At 73.9% G+C, this 18180-nt stretch carries 14 protein-coding genes; 8 read left to right on the top strand and 6 right to left on the bottom strand.

The window, feature by feature from the left end:
* Positions 1 to 193: 193 nt before the first annotated feature.
* Positions 194 to 2953: a LuxR C-terminal-related transcriptional regulator gene (locus ABZZ04_RS35885; protein WP_356936427.1), complete on the bottom strand. Its 2760-nt coding sequence runs from the start codon at positions 2951 to 2953 to the stop codon at positions 194 to 196.
* Between the two features lie 347 nt (positions 2954 to 3300).
* On the opposite strand from ABZZ04_RS35885, the gene ABZZ04_RS35880 reads away from it, so the two are divergent.
* Genes ABZZ04_RS35880 through ABZZ04_RS35860 form a run of 5 tightly spaced genes read left to right on the top strand, consistent with a single transcriptional unit; the run spans position 3301 to position 8510 of the window.
* Positions 3301 to 4185 (top strand): ABC transporter substrate-binding protein, encoded by an 885-nt coding sequence (locus tag ABZZ04_RS35880; RefSeq protein WP_356936426.1) that lies wholly within the window; start codon positions 3301 to 3303, stop codon positions 4183 to 4185.
* A gap of 8 nt (positions 4186 to 4193) precedes the next feature.
* Complete coding sequence (locus ABZZ04_RS35875; RefSeq protein ID WP_356936425.1) at positions 4194 to 5168, top strand: amino acid ABC transporter permease; 975 nt, start codon at positions 4194 to 4196, stop codon at positions 5166 to 5168.
* On the top strand, positions 5165 to 5938 hold the full coding sequence (locus tag ABZZ04_RS35870; protein ID WP_356936424.1) for an amino acid ABC transporter ATP-binding protein: 774 nt from the start codon (positions 5165 to 5167) through the stop codon (positions 5936 to 5938). Before ABZZ04_RS35875 ends, ABZZ04_RS35870 begins: the two co-directional genes overlap by 4 nt.
* Entirely contained in the window at positions 5938 to 7557 is a 1620-nt protein-coding gene (locus ABZZ04_RS35865) for a D-aminoacylase (protein WP_356936423.1), read from the top strand. Before ABZZ04_RS35870 ends, ABZZ04_RS35865 begins: the two co-directional genes overlap by 1 nt.
* Positions 7554 to 8510 carry a serine hydrolase gene (locus ABZZ04_RS35860; RefSeq protein WP_356936422.1) on the top strand — a complete coding sequence of 319 codons (957 nt, stop codon included), beginning with the start codon at positions 7554 to 7556 and terminating at the stop codon, positions 8508 to 8510. The genes ABZZ04_RS35865 and ABZZ04_RS35860 overlap by 4 nt, the downstream gene beginning before the upstream one ends.
* Positions 8511 to 8523: 13 nt before the next feature.
* On the opposite strand, the gene ABZZ04_RS35855 is transcribed toward ABZZ04_RS35860, so the two are convergent.
* Complete coding sequence (locus ABZZ04_RS35855; RefSeq protein WP_356936421.1) at positions 8524 to 9447, bottom strand: LysR family transcriptional regulator; 924 nt, start codon at positions 9445 to 9447, stop codon at positions 8524 to 8526.
* Positions 9448 to 9456: 9 nt separating this feature from the next.
* On the bottom strand, positions 9457 to 10794 hold the full coding sequence (lysA, locus tag ABZZ04_RS35850) for a diaminopimelate decarboxylase (protein WP_356936420.1): 1338 nt from the start codon (positions 10792 to 10794) through the stop codon (positions 9457 to 9459).
* A 262-nt stretch (positions 10795 to 11056) separates the two neighbouring features.
* On the opposite strand from lysA, the gene ABZZ04_RS35845 reads away from it, so the two are divergent.
* Positions 11057 to 11572: a hypothetical protein gene (locus ABZZ04_RS35845; RefSeq protein ID WP_356936419.1), complete on the top strand. Its 516-nt coding sequence runs from the start codon at positions 11057 to 11059 to the stop codon at positions 11570 to 11572.
* 58 nt (positions 11573 to 11630) lie between these two features.
* On the opposite strand, the gene ABZZ04_RS35840 is transcribed toward ABZZ04_RS35845, so the two are convergent.
* The gene (locus ABZZ04_RS35840) at positions 11631 to 12554 is read right to left on the bottom strand and encodes a PfkB family carbohydrate kinase (protein ID WP_356936418.1); all 924 of its coding nucleotides are present in this window, start codon (positions 12552 to 12554) and stop codon (positions 11631 to 11633) included.
* Between the two features lie 449 nt (positions 12555 to 13003).
* Here ABZZ04_RS35840 and ABZZ04_RS35835 point away from each other — a divergent pair, with 449 nt between their 5' ends.
* A complete protein-coding gene (locus ABZZ04_RS35835) occupies positions 13004 to 15295 on the top strand; it encodes a hypothetical protein (RefSeq protein ID WP_356936417.1) in 2292 nt (763 codons plus the stop codon).
* Positions 15285 to 16613 (top strand): hypothetical protein, encoded by a 1329-nt coding sequence (locus ABZZ04_RS35830; protein ID WP_356936416.1) that lies wholly within the window; start codon positions 15285 to 15287, stop codon positions 16611 to 16613. Before ABZZ04_RS35835 ends, ABZZ04_RS35830 begins: the two co-directional genes overlap by 11 nt.
* Positions 16614 to 16766: 153 nt before the next feature.
* Here the strand turns inward: ABZZ04_RS35830 and ABZZ04_RS35825 are convergent, their stop codons facing one another.
* A complete protein-coding gene (locus ABZZ04_RS35825; protein ID WP_356936415.1) occupies positions 16767 to 17591 on the bottom strand; it encodes an urease accessory protein UreD in 825 nt (274 codons plus the stop codon).
* A 100-nt stretch (positions 17592 to 17691) separates the two neighbouring features.
* Positions 17692 to 18180, bottom strand: a 489-nt coding sequence (locus tag ABZZ04_RS35820) for a GTP-binding protein (protein WP_356936414.1), incomplete at its 5' end; no start/stop codon positions are given.

The following is an 18180-nucleotide window of genomic DNA, read 5'->3' as shown; positions in this document are numbered from 1 at the left end:
CGTGTCGGGTCGGGCGGCCCGGAGAACGGTCGGCCACCCGGCGGAGCGCGCCGCCGCTGCGACGGCCACGGCCCGCCGTTGCCATCGCATCCGAAACGCCCGTCGGCCGCCTCACCCGTCACGGGTGAGCGGACCCGCCCCGACGCGCCGGCGCACGGAGGCATCGACGGCACGGCGGCTCCGCGCCGGAAAGTCACAGCAGGCCGAGGTCACGGGCCCGGCGCACCGCGTCGTTGCGCCGGTGCACCGACAGCTTGCGGTAGGCGCTCTTGAGGTGGGTCTTCACCGTGTTGACCGACACGTACAGATCGGCGGCGATGTCCTCGGTCGACATCGTCCGGGCGAGCCGCCGCAGCACGTCGCGTTCCCGTTCGCTCAACGGTTCCACCGGTGGCCCGGCTCCGGTGTCCGGACCGGTCGCGTCGCCGTCCCGTACGGACGCGGGCGCGGGCCGGCCGTCGGTGCGGGTCCACGGGGGCGCCGTCGCCAGGAAGGGGGCCAGCCAGGGCCCGGCTTCCAGGAACGGGCGCCGCAGCCCCTCGGGCTCGGCCTGCCGGAGTGCCCGGTCGAGCAGCCGGTGCACGGCGGGGAGGTCGCCCGCCAGCTTCGCGGCCTGTGCCCGCACCAGGGCGGCGCGTACGGTCACCGCCGGGCCGGTGCGTCCGGGGCCGGGGAGGTCGTCGAGCAGTCGGAGGGCCGTGGTGCGGTCACCGGCCGCGAGGTGGGCACGGGCCGCGCCTACCAGGCACGTCGGCTGGTCGGCGGTCACCGCCCGAAGGGCCTCGACGGCGGCGTCCGGGCGGCCCTCGGCCAGGCGGACGGTCGAGGCGACCAGGGCGGCGTGGGCCCGGGCCCAGGGGGATTCCTCGTCGGCGGGGACGGTTCGTTCCGCCACGTCAAGCGCGGCACGGGTGTGCCCCTGCGCCAGGAGCAGACGGGCTCTGGCGAGGTGGCGGCCCGCGGCCGTCACGGGGTCCGGGGCCGCCGTGTCGGGCATCCGGTCGAGCAGGGCCTGGGCCCGGTCCGTCTCGTCCCGCTCGACCGCGACCGCGGCGAGGACCGCCTGCCCGATTCCGGATTCAACCGGTCCTGATTCGACCGGTCCCGATTCGGCCGAGCCTGATTCGATCAGTCCTGATTCGACCAGTCCTGATTCGGGCGGCCGGGGAAGACCGAAGCGCTCCGCCTCGGCCGCCGCCGCCCTGATCCTGTGTTCGGCCCGGCCCGGCCATCCGTCGAGGTAGTCGATGAACGCCAGGTGCTCCGAGGACTCCCTGCGGGGCAGGGCCATGGCGGCGGTCCCGGGGCCCCGGGACACCTCGTCGAGGGCGGCCCGCGCCTCGTCGAGACGCCCGGCCCACAGCCGGGAGGAGCCCAGCTGGGTCTGCAGCAGGGCCCAGAGCTCGGGGTGCTGGTCGAGCAGTGCGGCGGGCACCGACCGGAGCAGTGCCGAGGCGGTTCGGGCGGCCTCCTCGGCCTGGTGCGCGGAGCCGGTCAGCCGGCCCGCCGTCGCTTCGAGCAGGGCGCAGCCGAGCCGGGCCGCCACCCCGTCCCGGGTGCTGGAGGCCAGTTGCTCCTCGGCGTGCCGGAGGTGCTCCAGGCCCCGGTCGAGGTCGTGGCGGGACAGCTCGCACGCGGCGCGGACCAGGTCCGTGGCCGGACCCGCCCGCTCGGCCTCCGTGCCCGTGCCCGTGCCCGTGCCCGTGAAAAGCTTCGTCAGTCCGTCCGGGCGCGGGCCGGTGAGCAGCCGGCCGATCGCCAGGTCGTGCACCAGGGCCTCGGCGACGAACGTCCCGTCCTCCGCGGCGGCACCGTGGGCCAGCGCCTCCGACAGCATCCCGGAACTCCACAGCCATTGCGCGGCCCGCCGGTGCAGCTGCCGTTCCAGGCCGGGGGAACGTCGGCGCAGATGGGCCAGGAGGATCTCCCGGAACAGGGGGTGGAGCCGGTACCGCGTGTGCCCGAAGTCCTCGACGAACGCGTTGTCGCGGACCAGTGCGGCCAGGATCGGTGCCGCGTCGCGCCGCCCGGTCAGCGCGTCCGCGAGACCGGGCCGGAACCGGTCCAGGACGCTGACCCGGAGCAGCAGGTCCTGGGTCCGGGGCGGCTGCCGCTCCAGCACCTCGGCGAGCAGGAAATCGGCGATCGTGCTGCGGCCCGCCTCGAACTCCTTCAGGTAGACCTCCGGGTCGTCGGGGCTCAGCCGCGCGGCCAGTGCGCACAGCCGGAGACCCGCCGCCCATCCCCGGGTGCGCTCCACCAGCGCGTCGACCGCGCGGACGGGCAGGTCGAGCCCGTGCACCCGGAGCAGTGCGGCCGCCTCCTCCGTGGTGAAGGCCAGTTCGGCGTCCCGGATCTCGGTCATCTCGTCGGCCACCCGGTAGCGGTGCAGCGGGAGGAGCGGTTCGGTACGGGTGATCAGGACGAGGTGGAGTCCCGAGCCTCCGTGGCGCAGGACGAAGGCGAGCTGCCTTGCGATCTCCGGGGTGTTCGCCCGGTCGAACTCGTCGACGACCACGGTCACGGGCCGGTCGCGGTCGTCGAGCTCCGCGGCGAGCCGGGAGAGCAGCGCGTGGTCGACCGGGCCCGCCGGGGCGGGTGGGCCGGTCGTGGAGGGCATCGGCGCGCCGCCGACGCGCAGTGCCCGGCGGAAGTGTGCCCAGAACATGTCGGGGGTCCGGATCGCCGGGTCGACGGTGAGCCAGGCGGCCGGCGGGTCGAGTCGCCCGGCCCAGTCCGCCACCAGCAGGGTCTTGCCCGCGCCGGCGCAGCCCTCGACCACCGTCAGCGGGGTCGGCGACTCCCGTCCGAGGCGCGCGGTCAGCCGCTCGCGCCGCAGGAACGTGGCGGGCCTGGCCGGCGCGACGAAACGGGTGCGCAGGAACGGGTCCCCCACGGGGTCGACGTCGGTGCCGTCCGGTCCCTGCGGGAAGCCGTCGCGGAGTGCGTCCACGCTCACCACCCTCCGGGGCCCGGGGGCAGGCCCCACAGGAACCAGTCTCTTCCCATCCCGGGCATCCGGCCCGGGATGGGGTGGCCCCTCGCGGCCGGCCGGGGGCCCGAACGCACGGCCGCCGGGCCCGCCCCCGTGCCGGGGCACGGTCACGGGCCCGGCCCCGTACCGGGCCACGGCCCCATGACCAGGGCACGAGCCCGGGTCCGGACCCGGGGCCGCCCCGTACCCGCACGCCCGTACCCGTACGGATTTCGATGGTCAGGCATGAATGGCTTCATCATCTTCCGTTCACCGGGGCACGGCTGCCAGCATCGGCGCACCGCCACCCCGTGAGGGAGAATCCGATGAATCGTCCCCGTTCCCTGCGCTGTCTGGCAGCCCTGGCCGTGGTGGCCCTCGCCGCCACCGCATGCGGGCGCTCCGGTCAGGGCGACGCCCCGGCCGGAGCCGAGTCCCGGGCCGCCTCCGGCCGGACCGCCGCCGAGCTGCTGCCCGCCCAGGACCGCCAGAAGGGGGTGCTCCGGGTGGCCACCGCGGTCGGCTACCCGCCGATGGAGATGTACGAGCCCGGCACCACCCGGCTCACCGGTGTCGACCCCGATCTGGCCGAGGCCATCGCGGACCGGCTCGGGCTGAAGCTGGAACTCACCAACGCCGCCTTCGACGGACTGATCCCCGGTCTGGCGTCCGGACGGTTCGACCTGGTCATGTCGTCCATGACCGACAACGCGCAACGACGGCAGGCGGTCGACTTCGTCGACTACTTCCGCACCGGCGGCGTCATCATGACGAAGCGGGGCAACCCGCAGGGCATCAAGTCCCTCGCCGACCTCTGCGGAAAGACCGTCGTCCTCGCCAAGGGCAGTTCCAACCTCCACATCGGCGAGGAGCAGAACGCCAAGTGCGGGGAGAAGATGCGGATCTCGCAGAGCGAGGACGCGCCGACCGGGCTGCTGCAACTGGACAGTGGACGCGCGGTCGCGACCATCGTCGACTATCCCGTCGCCAGGACGTTCACCAAGAAGAGCAGCGCGTACGAGGTCCTGCCGGAGCAGTACGGCACCGCCCCCTGGGGCATCGCGTCCGCGAAGAGCCGGAGCGGGCTGCGCGACGCCGTCCGCAAGGCGCTGCAGGAGCTCATCGACAACGGCGACTACAAGAAGATCCTCGACACCTGGGGCGTCGGCGGCAGCGCCGTGCCCGAGGCCACCGTCAACGACGGGCAGTGAGAACAGTCATGAAACATCAGAAGACACCCGGCGCCGCCCTCGGCACGGCGCCGGACGCCGCCCCCTCCGGCGGGCCCCTGCCGGAGGAGGACCTCTCCCTCCAGGTCACCGGACGTCCGCGTCCCGGACGCTGGCTCGCGGTCCTGGCCGCCGTGCTGTTCGTGGTGTGGCTGGCCTACACCGTCATCGTCAATCCCAATCTGCACTGGGACATCGTCGCGAAGTACCAGTTCGACGGTGTGATCCTCAAGGGCCTCTGGGTGACCGTCCAGCTCACCCTCGTCTCGATGGCGCTCGGCATCGTCATCGGCGTCGTCGTCGCGGTGATGCAGCTGTCCGACAGTCCGGTCCTGCGGCTCACCGCCGGTGCCTACACCTGGTTCTTCCGGGGCACCCCGCTGCTGGTCCAGCTCATCTTCTGGTTCAACCTGGCCCTGCTGTTCCCCGTGATCAGCATCGGAATCCCGTTCGACGGCCCCAAGCTCGTCAGCTGGCAGTCCAACCAGGTGATCACCGGTTTCGTGGCCGCGCTCCTCGGCCTCTCCATCAACGAGGGCGCCTACATGGCCGAGATCGTGCGGGCCGGCATCCAGAGCGTGGACCCCGGCCAGCGCGAGGCGGGCGCCTCCATCGGGATGTCGAACCGTCGGATCCTGTCCCGGATCATCCTCCCGCAGGCGATGCGGGTCATCATCCCGCCGTTCGGCAACCAGTTCATCTCCATGCTGAAGACGACCTCGCTGGTCTCGGTCATCGCCGGTGCCGATCTGATGACCGTCTCCCAGCACCTCTACCTCGCCAACTTCGAGGTGGTCGCGCTGCTCATGGTGGCCTCGATCTGGTACCTCGTGCTCACCACGGTCGCCAGCATCGGCCAGCACGCCGTCGAGCGGCGCTACAGCCCGGGCACCGCTCCCGTGCTGCGGAGCAGGATCCTGGCCAATCTCCGGCCCGGACGCGCCAAGAAGGGGGCGGCGGCATGAACGACGTGATCCTCAGGGCCCGCGGGGTCCGCAAACGGTTCGGTGACACCGAGGTGCTGAAGGGCATCGACCTCGACGTCCGCAGCGGTGAGGTGCTCTGTGTCATCGGCCCCTCCGGCTCCGGGAAGTCCACCCTGCTGCGCTGCTTCAACCACCTCGAACGGATCGACGCCGGGCGGGTGTGGATGGACGGCGAACTGGTCGGCTACGAACAGCACGGCCCGTCCGGCCGGGTGCTGCGCGAGCGGCGCCCCCGGGACGTACGACGCCAGCGCGAACGGATCGGCATGGTGTTCCAGCGGTTCCACCTGTTCCCGCACCGCACCGCGGTGCAGAACGTGATGGAGGGTCCGGTGGCCGTCAAGGGACGGTCCCGTGCGCAGGCCGAGAAGCAGGCCCGCGGGCTGCTGGCCGACGTCGGTCTCGCGGACCGGGCGGACCACTACCCGGCGCAGTTGTCCGGCGGGCAGCAGCAACGCGTGGCGATCGCCCGCGCGCTGGCCATGGAACCCGCCCTGATGCTCTTCGACGAGCCCACCTCCGCCCTCGACCCCGAACTCGTCGGCGAGGTGCTCGGCGTCATGCGCGACCTGGCCCGCAGCGGCATGACGATGGTCGTGGTCACCCACGAGATGGGTTTCGCCCGCGAGGTCGCCGACCGGGTCCTGTTCATGGACCGGGGCGCCGTCGTCGAGTCCGGGAGCCCCGACGTGTTGTTCACCGACCCGCGGCACGAGCGCACGCGGGCCTTCCTGTCGACGGTGCTGTGATGGGCCGCTCCCCCGATCTGCTGCTGCGCGGCGGCACACTCGTGGACGGAACCGGCGCACCCGCCCGGGAGGCGGACGTCGCGGTGGTGGACGGGCGGATCGCCGTGCTCCCCGCCGGTACCGGCGTCACGGCCGCCGAGAGCCTGGACGTGACCGGGCGGGTCGTCGCGCCCGGCTTCATCGACGTGCACACGCACTCCGACGCCCTCGCCGCGCCCCACGGGGCCGGCGGCACCGCGGAGCCGCTCGACGACCTCCGCCTCGCCCCGCTGCTCCAGGGCGTCACCACGGAGATCTGCGGCAACTGCGGGACCAGCCTGTTCCCGTCGCTCCCCGAACGGCTGCCGGAACTCGCCGATCACCTCCGGGTGACGTTCGGGCTCGGACCGGTACGGCCCGCCGTGGACTTCGACGCGTTCGCCGCCGGCCAGGACCCCGCCCTGCGCCACACCCACATCGCCTCGCTGGTCGGCCACGGCACACTGCGTGCCGGGGTGATGGGCTTCGCGGCGCGGCCTCCCCGGCCCGCCGAACTGGACGCCATGTGCGCACTGCTGGACCGGGCGCTGGCCCGGGGGGCGGCCGGTCTGTCCACCGGGCTCATCTACCCTCCCGGCACCTATGCCGACACCGAGGAGATCGTCGCGCTGGCCGAGGTCGCCGCCCGGCACGGCAAGCCCTACGTCACCCATCTGCGCGACGAGATGTCGCAGGTGGAGTCCGCCCTGGAGGAGGCCCTGGAGATAGCGGTGCGCTCCGGCGCCCCCTTGCAGATCTCCCATCACAAGACCGCGGGCCGGCACGCCTGGGGCGCCACGCTGCGCACCCTGCCCCGGCTGGAACGGGCCCGTGCCGAGGGCGTGGACGTGCTGTGCGACGTCTATCCGTACACGGCGGGAAGCACCGTCCTGCACGCCATGCTGCCCCCCTGGGCGAGCGAGGGCGGCGTCGGCGCCCTGCTGGAACGGCTGCGCGAACCCGGGACGCGCGACCGGATCAGGACGGACATCGCCCGGGGCGTCGCGGGGTGGGAGAACACCGTGGGCAACGGCGGCTGGGACCTCATCTCGGTGGCCGCCGCGCCGACGTCCCCCGGGGCCGAGGGGCGCACCGTCGCCGACCTCGCGGCCGGGCGCGGCGTCGATCCGGTCGACCAGGCGTGCGACCTCCTGCTGGCCGAGCGGGGCGAGGTGACCATCATCAGCCATTCGATGCGTGAGGACGACGTCCGCCGGGTGCTCGCCAGCCCGCTGTCGATGATCGGTTCGGACGGTGTCCCCAAACCCGGTCGGCCGCATCCGCGCTGGGCGGGAAGTTTCGCCCGGGTGCTCGGCCACTACGCCCGCGACGAGCGGCTGTTCCCGCTGGAGGCCGCGGTGCACAAGATGACCGGGCTGCCCGCCGGGCGGTTCGGCCTCACCGACCGCGGTGCGGTCCGCGACGGCGCCGTCGCGGACCTGGTCGTGCTCGACCCGGCGTCGGTGCGCGACACCGCCGGCTTCGACCGCCCCCTGCTGGCCCCCGAGGGCATCGATACCGTCGTGGTGTCGGGGCGGATCGCGGCGAGGGACGGCCGCCCGACCCCGGTACGGGCGGGAGAGGTGGTGAGGGTCCGATGAGTCTGGCCCAAGTGGCCGCGGCGGCGCGGCGTTCGGCCGCGCTGCCGCTCACCCTGGCCGTCGCCGCCGTGGACATCGACGGCGGCGGCACGGTGGGGGTGGACGAGTGCACCGTGCTGCCGGTGGCGTCCGCCTCGAAGCTGCTGCTGCTCGCCGAGGTCGCGCGCCGGCTGGACGGCGGGGAACTGTCCGCCGACCGTGTGGTGGAGGTCCTCGACGAGGACGTGGTGGCGGGCACCGGTCTGCTGCGCCGGCTGAGCGGGCGCGGCTGGACCGTCGAGGACCTGGCCTGGCTGACGGCCTCGGTGAGCGACAACACCGCGACCAACGCGCTGTTGCGCCTGGTGGGGCGCGAGTCCACGGCCCGGCTCGCGCGGGAGCTCGGGCTCGATCACCTCACGCTGCACGACAGGGTCCGTGACGTCCGGGGCCCGGACGTGCCGCCGGTCTTCGCCACCGGCACCGCACGAGATCTGGCCCGGCTGGTGGCGCACGCGGTGCGCGGCACCATGAGCGGCCCGGCGGCCTCCGCCCGGCTGCTGAGCTGGATGCGCGCCAACACCGACCACGGTCTGGTCCCCGCGCTGGTCGACCACGACCCGTACGCCCCGGGCTTTCCCGGACGGCCGGGCGACGGGCTCCTGGTGGCCAACAAGACCGGCACGGACACCGGTGTCCGTGCCGATGCCGGTGTCATCGTCGGCAGGCGCCGGCTGGCCTACGCGGTGGTGGCGCACTGGGACACGGCGCTGGGCCCGAGCACCGAGCGGGCCGCCGTGCACGCCATTCGGGACGTGGGACGGACCCTCGCGGCCTGCGCCGGACACCGCCGGACCACCGATCGGGGCACGGGCACGGGTACGAGCACGGGCACGGACCGCGGCTCCGGCTCCGGCTCCGGCTCCGGCTCCGGCTCCGGCTCCGGCTCCGGCTCCGGCTCCGGGGCAGTGTGACCGGTCCGCCCGGTCACGCCCACTGCACCTCCAGCAGCGACCGGATCTCCTCGGCGGCCGACCGCAGGTCGTCGAGGAAGATCCGCAGCAGCGGGTTGCGGTTGGTGGGCCGGGTGGCGACACCGATGCGCCGGTGCAGCCGGGGGTGGTCCAGCCGGCAGACGTGCACGCCGGTGGTGTCGCCGATCCCGAGCGCCGGGACGAGCGCGATGCCCATGCCCGCACGGGCCAGGTTGATCGTGACCTGGTAGTGGTCGCTGCGGCAGCGGACCCGGGGGCGGAAGCCCTCCGCCGCGCACGCGCGTTCCAGCACCGGTTCACCGGTGTGGCCGCCGTGCGTGCCGATCCAGCTCTCCCCCTCCAGGGCGGCGAGCCGGACCTCGGCGTGCCGGCCGAGGCGGTGCCGCAGGGGAAGGACCACCAGCTGCGGCTCGTCGAAGAACATCTCCACGTCCACGGTCGCCTGTCGGCACCAGGGGTCGAGCGGATGCTCGAAGACGACCGCGGCGTCGAGCCGGCCCGCCTCCAGGTCGGGCACCAGCTCGTGCGGCTGCCCGAGGATCAGTTCCAGCTCGACCTGGGGCCGGTTCGCCGCGAACGCCGAAAGGGCCCGGGGCAGCAGCTCCAGGCCCGAGGAGGCGAAGAAGCCCAGCCGCAGGACCCCGGCCTCGCCCTCGGAGTGCGCCCGCAGGTCGTCCTGGGCCACGGCCATCAGATCGGCGACCGCCTGCGCGTGCTCGGCAAGCCGCGCCCCGGCCTCGGTCAGCCGCAGGCTCTGCGGCTGACGCTCCACCAACGCCACCCCGAGCTCCTGCTCCAGCCGGGCGAGCTGGTGCGAGATCGCGGAGGGACTCAGATGCAGTGCCCGGGCCGCGGCCACGATGGTGCCGGTACGGGCGATCTCCAGCAGGACGAGCAGTCGGGCGCTGTTCAGCATCGGGTCAGGTTAGGCCGCGCCGACGCGTTGCGCCGCTCCGACACCGGCCCGCTCCGGGATCCCGGCGGACTCGTCCACGTCCAGGCGCAGCAGGTCCTCCTCGGTCTCCCGGCGCACCACGGTGCGGGCCCGGCCGTCGCGCACGAAGACGACGGCGGGGCGCGGCAGCTTGTTGTAGTTGGAGGCCATGGCGTACCCGTAGGCGCCGGTGACCGGTGTGGCCAGGAGGTCGTCCACCGCGACGTCGGCGGGCAGGGCCGCGTCGTCGACGATCACGTCACCGCTCTCGCAGTGCTTGCCGACCAGCCGTGCCCGCATGGACCTGGAGGCGCGCGGGCTGCGCGGCAGGAACGCCTCGTAGCGGCTGCCGTACAGGGCGGGGCGCAGGTTGTCGCTCATTCCGCCGTCCACGCTCACGTACGTCCGCACGCCCTCGATCCGTTTGATCGTGCCCACCCGGTAGAGGGTCAGCCCGGCACGGGCGGCGATGGAACGGCCCGGCTCCACGGTCACCGAGGAACCCCAGCCCGCGTCGCGCACCGCGGTCCGCACCCGGGCCGCCCATTCGGCGAACGACGGTGCGGTCTGGCCCGCCTCGTACGCGACGCCGAGGCCGCCGCCGACCGTGAGCCGGTGCATGCGGGTGTCGGCGGCGAACCGGGCGACGGCCGCGGCCCCGGCCGCGAGCTCCGCCGGGTCCAGCACCTGCGAGCCCACATGCGCGTGGACGCCCTCCAGCATCATCGCCGGGGAACCGGCGGCCCGGCGCACGGCGGCCTCCGCGGTCCCGCCCGCGAGGCCGAAGCCGAACTTCGAGTCGTTGCCACCGGTCCGGATCGCCTCGTGCGCGCCCGCGGCCACTCCGGGCGCCACCCGCAGCTGGATCCGGGCGGGCGGCAGGTCTTCCTCGGCGTGCAGCCGTTCGATGCGGTCCATCTCGTCGAAGCTGTCGACCACCAGGTGCCGCACCCGGACGGACATGGCCGTGCGCAGCTCCGCCGCGTCCTTGTTGTTGCCGTGCAGGACGATCCGGTCGGCGGGCACCCCGGCGTGCAGCGCGACCCGCAGCTCGCCCCCGGAGGCGACGTCGAGCAACATCCCCTCCTCGTGGGCCAGTCGGGCCATGGCCGTGCACAGGAACGCCTTGGAGGCGTAGGCGACGTTGTCCCGGCCGAAGGCGGCGACCGCCTCCCGGCAGCGCCGGCGCAGATGCTCCTCGTCGTACACGAAGAGGGGCGTTCCGAAACGGCGTGCCAGTTCGGTGAGCAGGACGCCGCCGACGGCCAGACCTTCCGGACGGATTTCGGATGTGCCGGGCAGCAGGCCCGATTCGATGGCTGACGTCATGCGTTCCTCCCCAAAAGCCGGATCGCAGCCATCCTGCGGCCTGGACGGGGGGTCATAAAAGCGCATTCTTCTATGGCTGAGCCTCACGCTTTTCGATGCTCGTGCCGTACCGGCGGGTCCGGTCCGCGGCCGTTGTCACACCCCTGTGCCAGGCTTCTTCGTGAACGCCGGGGCGGGCACCGCCACCCGGTGACGACTTCGGCCGCCCGATCGCACGACCGCCCCACTGCCCCACTGCCCCACCGTCCTAGGAGCGCACATCATGTCCGACACCGACACGGTCCGTACCTCGCTGGAAGCCCTGGCGGTGCTTCTCGCACCGGCCCGTCCGGACGTCGCCGAGCAGGTGTTGCACGCCCACGACGATCCCGAGGGCTATGTGCGGGCGCATGCGGACCGGCTGGATGAGCGCGGCATCGACGAGCCCGTCGCGGACCTCGCGTGGATAGCGCTCATAGACGCGCTCGACGCCCACCAACTGCTCGTGGAATTCGACTGGAAGGAGGATCCGCAGGAGATCCGGGCCCAGTTGGGGATGCTCGCCTCCCGGCCGTCGGTGGACCCCTGGGTGCTCTTCGACGCCGCCGAGACGTCCCTGCCGACCCACGAGTTCCTGACCGCCTGCGGTCGGCACCATCGCGAGGTCGGTGCGGCGCTCGCCGTCCTCGACATCGAGTCGGACTGCTACCCGGTGGTGTGTCTGCGTGCGGCGCGGGCCGAGGAGCTGACGGCGCTCGCCGGCCGCGCGGGGTTCACCGCCCGGATCCTGGGGGACTGAGGACGCCGCCCCGGTCCGTGGTGGACGAAGGACCGGCGCCCCTGGTCATGACGGGCGGTCAGTTCCCGTTCCTGGAAAGGTCCGACGCCAGCAGGACCTCCTTCGGGACGAGGGCGGTGGAACCCGGCGCGGTGCAGGCGTACGCCCCCGCCACGGCGCCCAGGCGGGCGCATTCCAGTGGGTCCCGGCCGGCGAGCCTCCCGTACAGGAAGCCGCAGACGTACGCGTCCCCCGCGCCGTTGGAGTCCACCACCGGTGCGGGCGGGACGGTCGCCGGGATGTGGTGCGGGGCGGGGCCGCCGTCCCGGGTGAGCACGTGGGAGCCGTCCGCGCCCGCCGTGGCGATCACGGTGTCGGCGCGGCCCTCGCGGAGGATTTCCCGCATCAGGGCGAAGGTGTTCCCGCCCGCGCCCGCCGCGCTGAGGAAGACGAGGTCGGAGCGGAGCGCGAACTCCCGGTGGTAGTCCGCCAGTCCGTCCCAGTCGTGCAGGTCCGTGGAGACGGGGACTCCGAGTTCCTCGATGTCGTCGTAGAGGAAGCGGGTGAAATTCATGATGGACAGGTGGACGTGGCGGGTGCGCCGCAGCCTCGGCAGGTAGAAGTCCCGGGGCATTCTCAGGTCGGCCGGGTCACGGGCGTCGTAGAACGACATCCGGCGTCCGGTCGCGTCCACCAGGTTCACGGCACGGCGGGTGCCCGCCGCGGAGATCAGCGGGTCGAACTCCACGTCCCCCGCGGCCATCCGCTCGCGCACCTGGGCACCGATCCAGTCGTCGCCGATGCAGTCGAGGAGTGCGACCTCCAGGCCGAGCGCCCGGGTGCCGAGGGCCACGTTCCCCCCGGTGTGGCCCGGCCATTCCTCGATCGGCCCGACGTGGACCGAGTCGGCGAGCGGGACGGGCAGGGCGTCGACCCGCACGATGGTGTCCACCCCGCTCCCTCCGACGACCAGGACGTCGTACCGCGTGTGCTGTCGGGTCATCTCCGAGCCTCTCTGTTCCCGCGGCGGCCCAGTATGCCGTGGGACCGAGCGGTCTTCCACGGCCGCCTGCCGCCGTACCGGACCGACGGGCCCGCCCGGTGGAAACGAAGACGTGCCGACGCAACTCCCTTCCCTCTCCGCCCTCTTGCCCGTCGTTCTGCCGCCGCCCACGGGAAACGGGACGGCGGTACTCGATGCGTGTCGTCCCGGTTCCGGGAATTCGGCCGGGTACGGCTCGCTCTTCCGCCTCGGGCGCTTCCGGAACCGCCGGGGAAATTCAATCCCGCACGGAAACCGAAATGGCCGGTCCCCATTCGGCGGAAACACCCGGGTCACGGCGAAGGCCGGATATTCGGCGGACGGTCCCGTGAATGCGGAAGACCTCGTGAATGTCGTCGCCGAAATCCGGCGCGGGTAAAGTGACCGGCCGAACCACCGGGAGGGCGCCGATGAGAACGTTGGCAGGGATACGGGGACGGGGACGGTCCGGGACGTTCAGGGTCCGGGCGGGCACCGCACTCGCGGCCCTCGCGCTCCTCGGGGGCGCGGGAACGGCCGTCGCGGCCGGTCCGGGCACCGCGCCGAACGCCACGGCAGCGCCCGCCACGACCGCCGACGACGGCGCGACCCAGTCCGGGCGCCTGGCCGAGGAGCTCCGCAAGGACCCGGTGTACATCTCGGCCGACCGTCCCCGCAGGCTGCCGCGCTCGCTCGCCCCGAAGATCGCCGCCCTCGCCGGACGAACCGGTGTCCCCACCTACGTACTGGCACTGCCGACGGGCGACGCCACGCTCCTCGCGCTGGTGCACGACCGGCTCGGCAAGGACGGCCTGTACGTGCTGATCGGCGACAACAGCACCGTCACCGCCTCCGCGTTCGGCGTCGACGTACCGGTCGACGAGGCCCGCCGCATCGCCATGTACGGCACCCCGTACGGGGCCGGGCCGCTCGCCGCGTTCGAGTCCTTCGTCGACGCGATCGCCTCCGGCCACGACCGGGCCGCCGCCGAGGCCGACGAGCTGCACGACCGTTTCCACGAGCACGACAAACCCGATCTGTACATCAGCCCCACCGACCGGCAGAACCAGAACCTGCTGCTCGGCCTGGCCGTGGTGGTGCTCCCGGGGCTGGTGCTGGCCCTCGGCATCCGGCTCTCCCACCGCCGTCCGCGGCCGGCCGGGAAGGAAGGGGCCGGGAAGGAGAAGGCCGCCGCCGGTCCGAAGCCCCCGCCCGTCACCCTGGCCAAGGGCCCGGCCAGGAGCCCGGTCGAACGCTCCGGCACGACCCCGGACAGGAGTCCGGGCAAGAACCGGGGCAAGGATCCGGGCAGGCGCTCGGGCGGAGCCGCGGCGGGGCCGAAGGCTCCGGCCCGTACCGGTTGGCCCGCCGCCCGCCGACGCGGTGTGCTGCCGGTGACGGTGGTGGCGACGGTGGCGACCGTGTTCGCCGTGGTGCTGGCCGCGCCCGCCGTCTTCCCGCAGACCATCGACAGTCCGTACCTCGACGTCACCCGGGCCGACCTGGACGCCCGGGTGGAGGAGGTGGCCGCGGGCCTCGCCGCCGGACCGGTCTACCAGGACCCGTCGGCCCCGGACGTACTGACCGGCGCCGACCTGTCCGCGCTCCGGCAGCGGATCGCCGAACTCGCGCCCAAGGGCCCGGTGCACGTACTGCTCACGCCGTCCGACAGCGACGACGAGAGCGGCGGCAACGAAGACGTCCTGCTCGCCCGGGTCCACCAGCGCACCGGTCAGAACGGCGTCTACGTGCTGGTCGACCCCGTGTCCGGCCGGATCTCCCTGGAGACCTTCGGCACCGGCCAGGACGCCTCACGGCGCTTCGGGCTCCTGCCGTACGACGTCCGCTACCCGGAGTACCGCAGGGACGGCGACCTGCGGGTGGTGCCGCGGCTCGACCGGACCCTGGACGCCGTCGCCGACGCCCGGCCGAGGGAGGGATACGACTCCGTGGCCCGCGACACCGAACTGCCCCCGCTGCACGACAACCGGCTGCCCGGCCTGTTCAGCAGCGACTTCGGCCCGGGGGTCGGGCTCGGCACGATCCTGCTGGGCGTGCTGCTGCTGTTCGCCTGGCTGGGGATCGTCATCACGCGGGCCGTGCTGACCTCGCGCCGCGCCCGCGCGGCCGATCCCTCGCCACCGCGGCGGACCGGCTCCCGGCAGGCCACCGCGCTGCCATCCGTCCGGCAACTGCGTTCCTGGGCCGCCGACGACGTCCGCGAACTCACCGAAGGGCTGGCCGCCGCCGGCCAGGACGCGCCCGGCCGCACCCGTGCCTGGGACTGCCTGGACGCCGCCGGGCTGCTGGCCGACACCGGTGGCGGACGCCCGGACGCGGCCACCGCGGCGAGCGACCTGGCCGCCGTCGTGGTGCTGGCCCGGGCCGGACTCGACGCCCTGCACGGGCAGCCCCGTCCCGACCTCTGCCGGCTCAACCCGCTGCACGGCGGGGCCACCGGCGGCAAGGCCCCGGTGCGGCTCGTCGGCCCCGGTATCGGTCCCGGGTCCGCGCGGCTGTGCCTCGCGTGCCGGGACGCCCTGCGCGGCGTCCCGGGCCCGGCCTCCCGCGAGCACGAGGTCACCGAACGGCTGCTGCGGCTGCCCGGGGCGGACGGTCGTGACCGGACCGTCTGGGACGAGGCCGGGCAGGTCCTGCCGGCCGCCCGCGAGGGCATCGAAGCACTCATCCTCAGGGCCAGGGAGTCCGCCAGTGTCCAGTGAACGACCGACCGCCGACCGCCCGTCCGGTGCCTCTCGCGGCCCTGCCGCCGGGCTGCTCGCCGCGCTGCTGCTGGCCTGCACGGTGCTGCTCGGCACCGGCGCCCCCGCACGCGCGGAGAGCACCGGGCCCGGGCCGACCGCCTCGACGATCGCCGGGGCGCTGGCCACCGACCCCGTCTACGTCGACCCGTTCTACTCGGCCGCCGTCACCCCCACCCAGCGGCGGGCCCTGGGCGATCAGATCGCCGCGACCGGCCTGCCGATCAAGGTGGTGCTGGTGCCGCTGAAGAAGGGCGACGCCTTCGACGGCAGCGCCCGTGCCCTCGCCTCGGTGGTCAAGGAACGGCTCGGCCTGCAGAAGCTGATCCTGATCACCACCGACGACTACGGGAAGTGGCTCAACGGCACCGAGTGGCCCACCGACGCCCACCAGACCCGCGACGCCGCCGCGGCGGTCGGCTTCCTGGACGAGCTCGACGACGCCGGACTGGCCGCCCGGGTCGGCAGGGCCGTGGAACTGATCGAGGCCGGCAACGGCACCGAGGTCTACGAGGCCGAGACCGCCGAACTCGACAAGAAGTACTCGGCGCGGCCCGGGAACGACGAAAGTGCTTCCGGCTCCTCCGGCGGCTCGGGGATCCTGCTCGTGGTCGCCGCGGTGCTGGTCCTCGCCGGTGGCGGGGTGTTCCTGACGCGCCGCCGCCGCTCGCCCCGGCACACCGCCTTCACCTTCCCCGACGCCGTCTTCGCCGCCGACGAGGCAGCCGACGAGGCGGGGCTGCGCCGTCGGGCCGCCGCCGAACTGCTCGCCCTCGGCGAGGCGGTGGAGGACGCCGACGGCGCGGTCACCCCGGGCCTGGGCCGGGCCCTGGACGCCTACGACGCGGCCGGCCGGGTGCTGGACGCCGCGCGGGGGCTGCCCGACCTGGCCGGAGTGCTGGCCCTGGTGGCCGAGGGACGCTCCGCCCTGGCCCCGGTCCCCGGACTCCCGCTGTGCTTCTTCGACCCCCGGCACGACACCGCGGTCCGCCGGACCACCTGGCGCCCGCTCGGCCGCCGGGAGCGGGTCGACGTCGCGGTCTGCGAGGACTGCGACCGGGCCCTGCGCGCCCGCCGGTCGCCGCAGGTGCTCGCGGTCCGGGACCGGGGCCGCACCGTGCCCTACTTCGAGGTGCCCGCCGCACGCAGCCTGTGGGCGGCGACCGGTTACGGCTCCCTGCTGTCCGGCCCCGACGACACCCTCGCCGCCCGGGTCGGCTCCGGCGAGTTCCGACGCGCCCAGCGGCGGTCCGGGGACCACGACACGGCCGGGGACTGAACACCACGTGCCCATCGGCGGAGCGCCGGTTCCCCGACGGGACCGGCGCTCCGCCGTTCCCGTCACCCGCCCGGGCCGTACGGAGGAGTCTTCCTCCCGGCCGCGTGCCGGCCGGCGGGCGGGGCTTTGCCGTCCCGTCCGCCCGCCGTCCGGTCAGCGCCCCGCGGCGAGTGCTCTTCGCAGTGCCTCGTCGAGGAGGTGGCGCAGCCGGGTGGCGGTGTCGGCCACCGCGGTGGCGAGGAGTGCGGGGCCGGCCAGCGGGGCCAGTACTCCGTGGGCCGGACCGTCGGGGTCGCCGAGGAGGACCGGCGGGAGGCCGGCCGGGGTGAAGGCCGGGTCGACGACGAGGAGCTGGCCGCAGGCGCGGTGCGGTCCCACGACGGCCGGGCCGTCCCAGCCGGGGTGCGGGGCGCCGTAGGAGGTGTGCTGGTCGAGGAGGGGGCGGCCGCCGCGGAGCACGGTGAGGCGGGCGGTCAGGTCGCCGCTGGTCTCGCCGGTGCGGCCGAGGACCTGTTCGTCCCTCAGGACGAGGCGGGCGGTGGGGGCGAGGGCGACCGCGCAGGTCTGGCGGAGACCGCTGCCGGCGGTGCTGATCAGGGGCTGCGGCAACCAGTGCAGTGCCGCGTCGTCGCCGACGGCCAGACGGATGTCGTAGGTGGCGGCTTCGTCGGTGGGGCCGCGCAGTGCGATGGTGGAGGCCGCCGCGGTGATCCGGAGGCGGGCGCGCGGGCCGATGTCGGCGTGGAAGGCGAGCCGGTCGCCGCCGAGGGGGCCGCTCATGGCGCCGATGACGTCGACCCGGGCCATGCCGTCCCGGGGGCGGAGCCTCTGGAGGTGGAAGGGGCCGTCGCCACTGAGCAGCGGAAGGATGGTGGTGCGGCCGTTGTGTTCGGCCCGTACCCGGGCGGTCGCCACGACGCCGGACGTGTCCGGGAGGGGCTCGGAGAGGGGTGTGAGGTCTTCGGCGAGTGTGCTCATGTCCTCTGTTCTTCTGCCGGTGTCTGCTGCCGGCGTTCTTCTGCCAGTGTTCTTCGGCCGGCTTTCTGCTGTCGGTTTCTGCTGCCGGTTCGGGGCGGGGTCAGTGCGAGGTGGCCGCGGGTTCGTGCCGTGCGGTACCGCTGCGCCAGGCGTCGAGGCGCTCCAGCACCCAGTCGGCGACGGGCCGGACGCCGTCGTCGCCGGTGAGGGAGGTGAAGACGGTGGGCAGTTCGCCGCGCTGCCGGGCCGCGTCGAGGGCCATGGCGGCGAGGTCGGCACCAACGTACGGGGCGAGGTCGGTCTTGTTGATGACGAGGAGGTCGGCGGTGGTGATGCCGGGGCCGCCCTTGCGGGGGATGTCGTCGCCGCTGGAGACGTCGATGACGAAGACCTGGGCGTCGACGAGTCCCCTGGAGAAGGTGGCGGTGAGGTTGTCGCCGCCGGACTCGACGAGGACCAGGTCCAGGGCGCCGAGGCGGTCCTCGAACTCTTCCACGGCTTCGAGGTTGGCGGAGATGTCGTCGCGGATGGCGGTGTGGGGGCAGGCGCCGGTCTCGACGGCCTGGATGCGCTCGGGCGGCAGGACGGC

Origin of the sequence: Streptomyces sp. NPDC006435, from assembly GCF_040612315.1 — a bacterium.
GTDB lineage: Bacteria > Actinomycetota > Actinomycetes > Streptomycetales > Streptomycetaceae > Streptomyces.
Note: the sequence above shows the minus strand (reverse complement) of the source record. Positions and strands in the feature narration are given on the sequence as shown.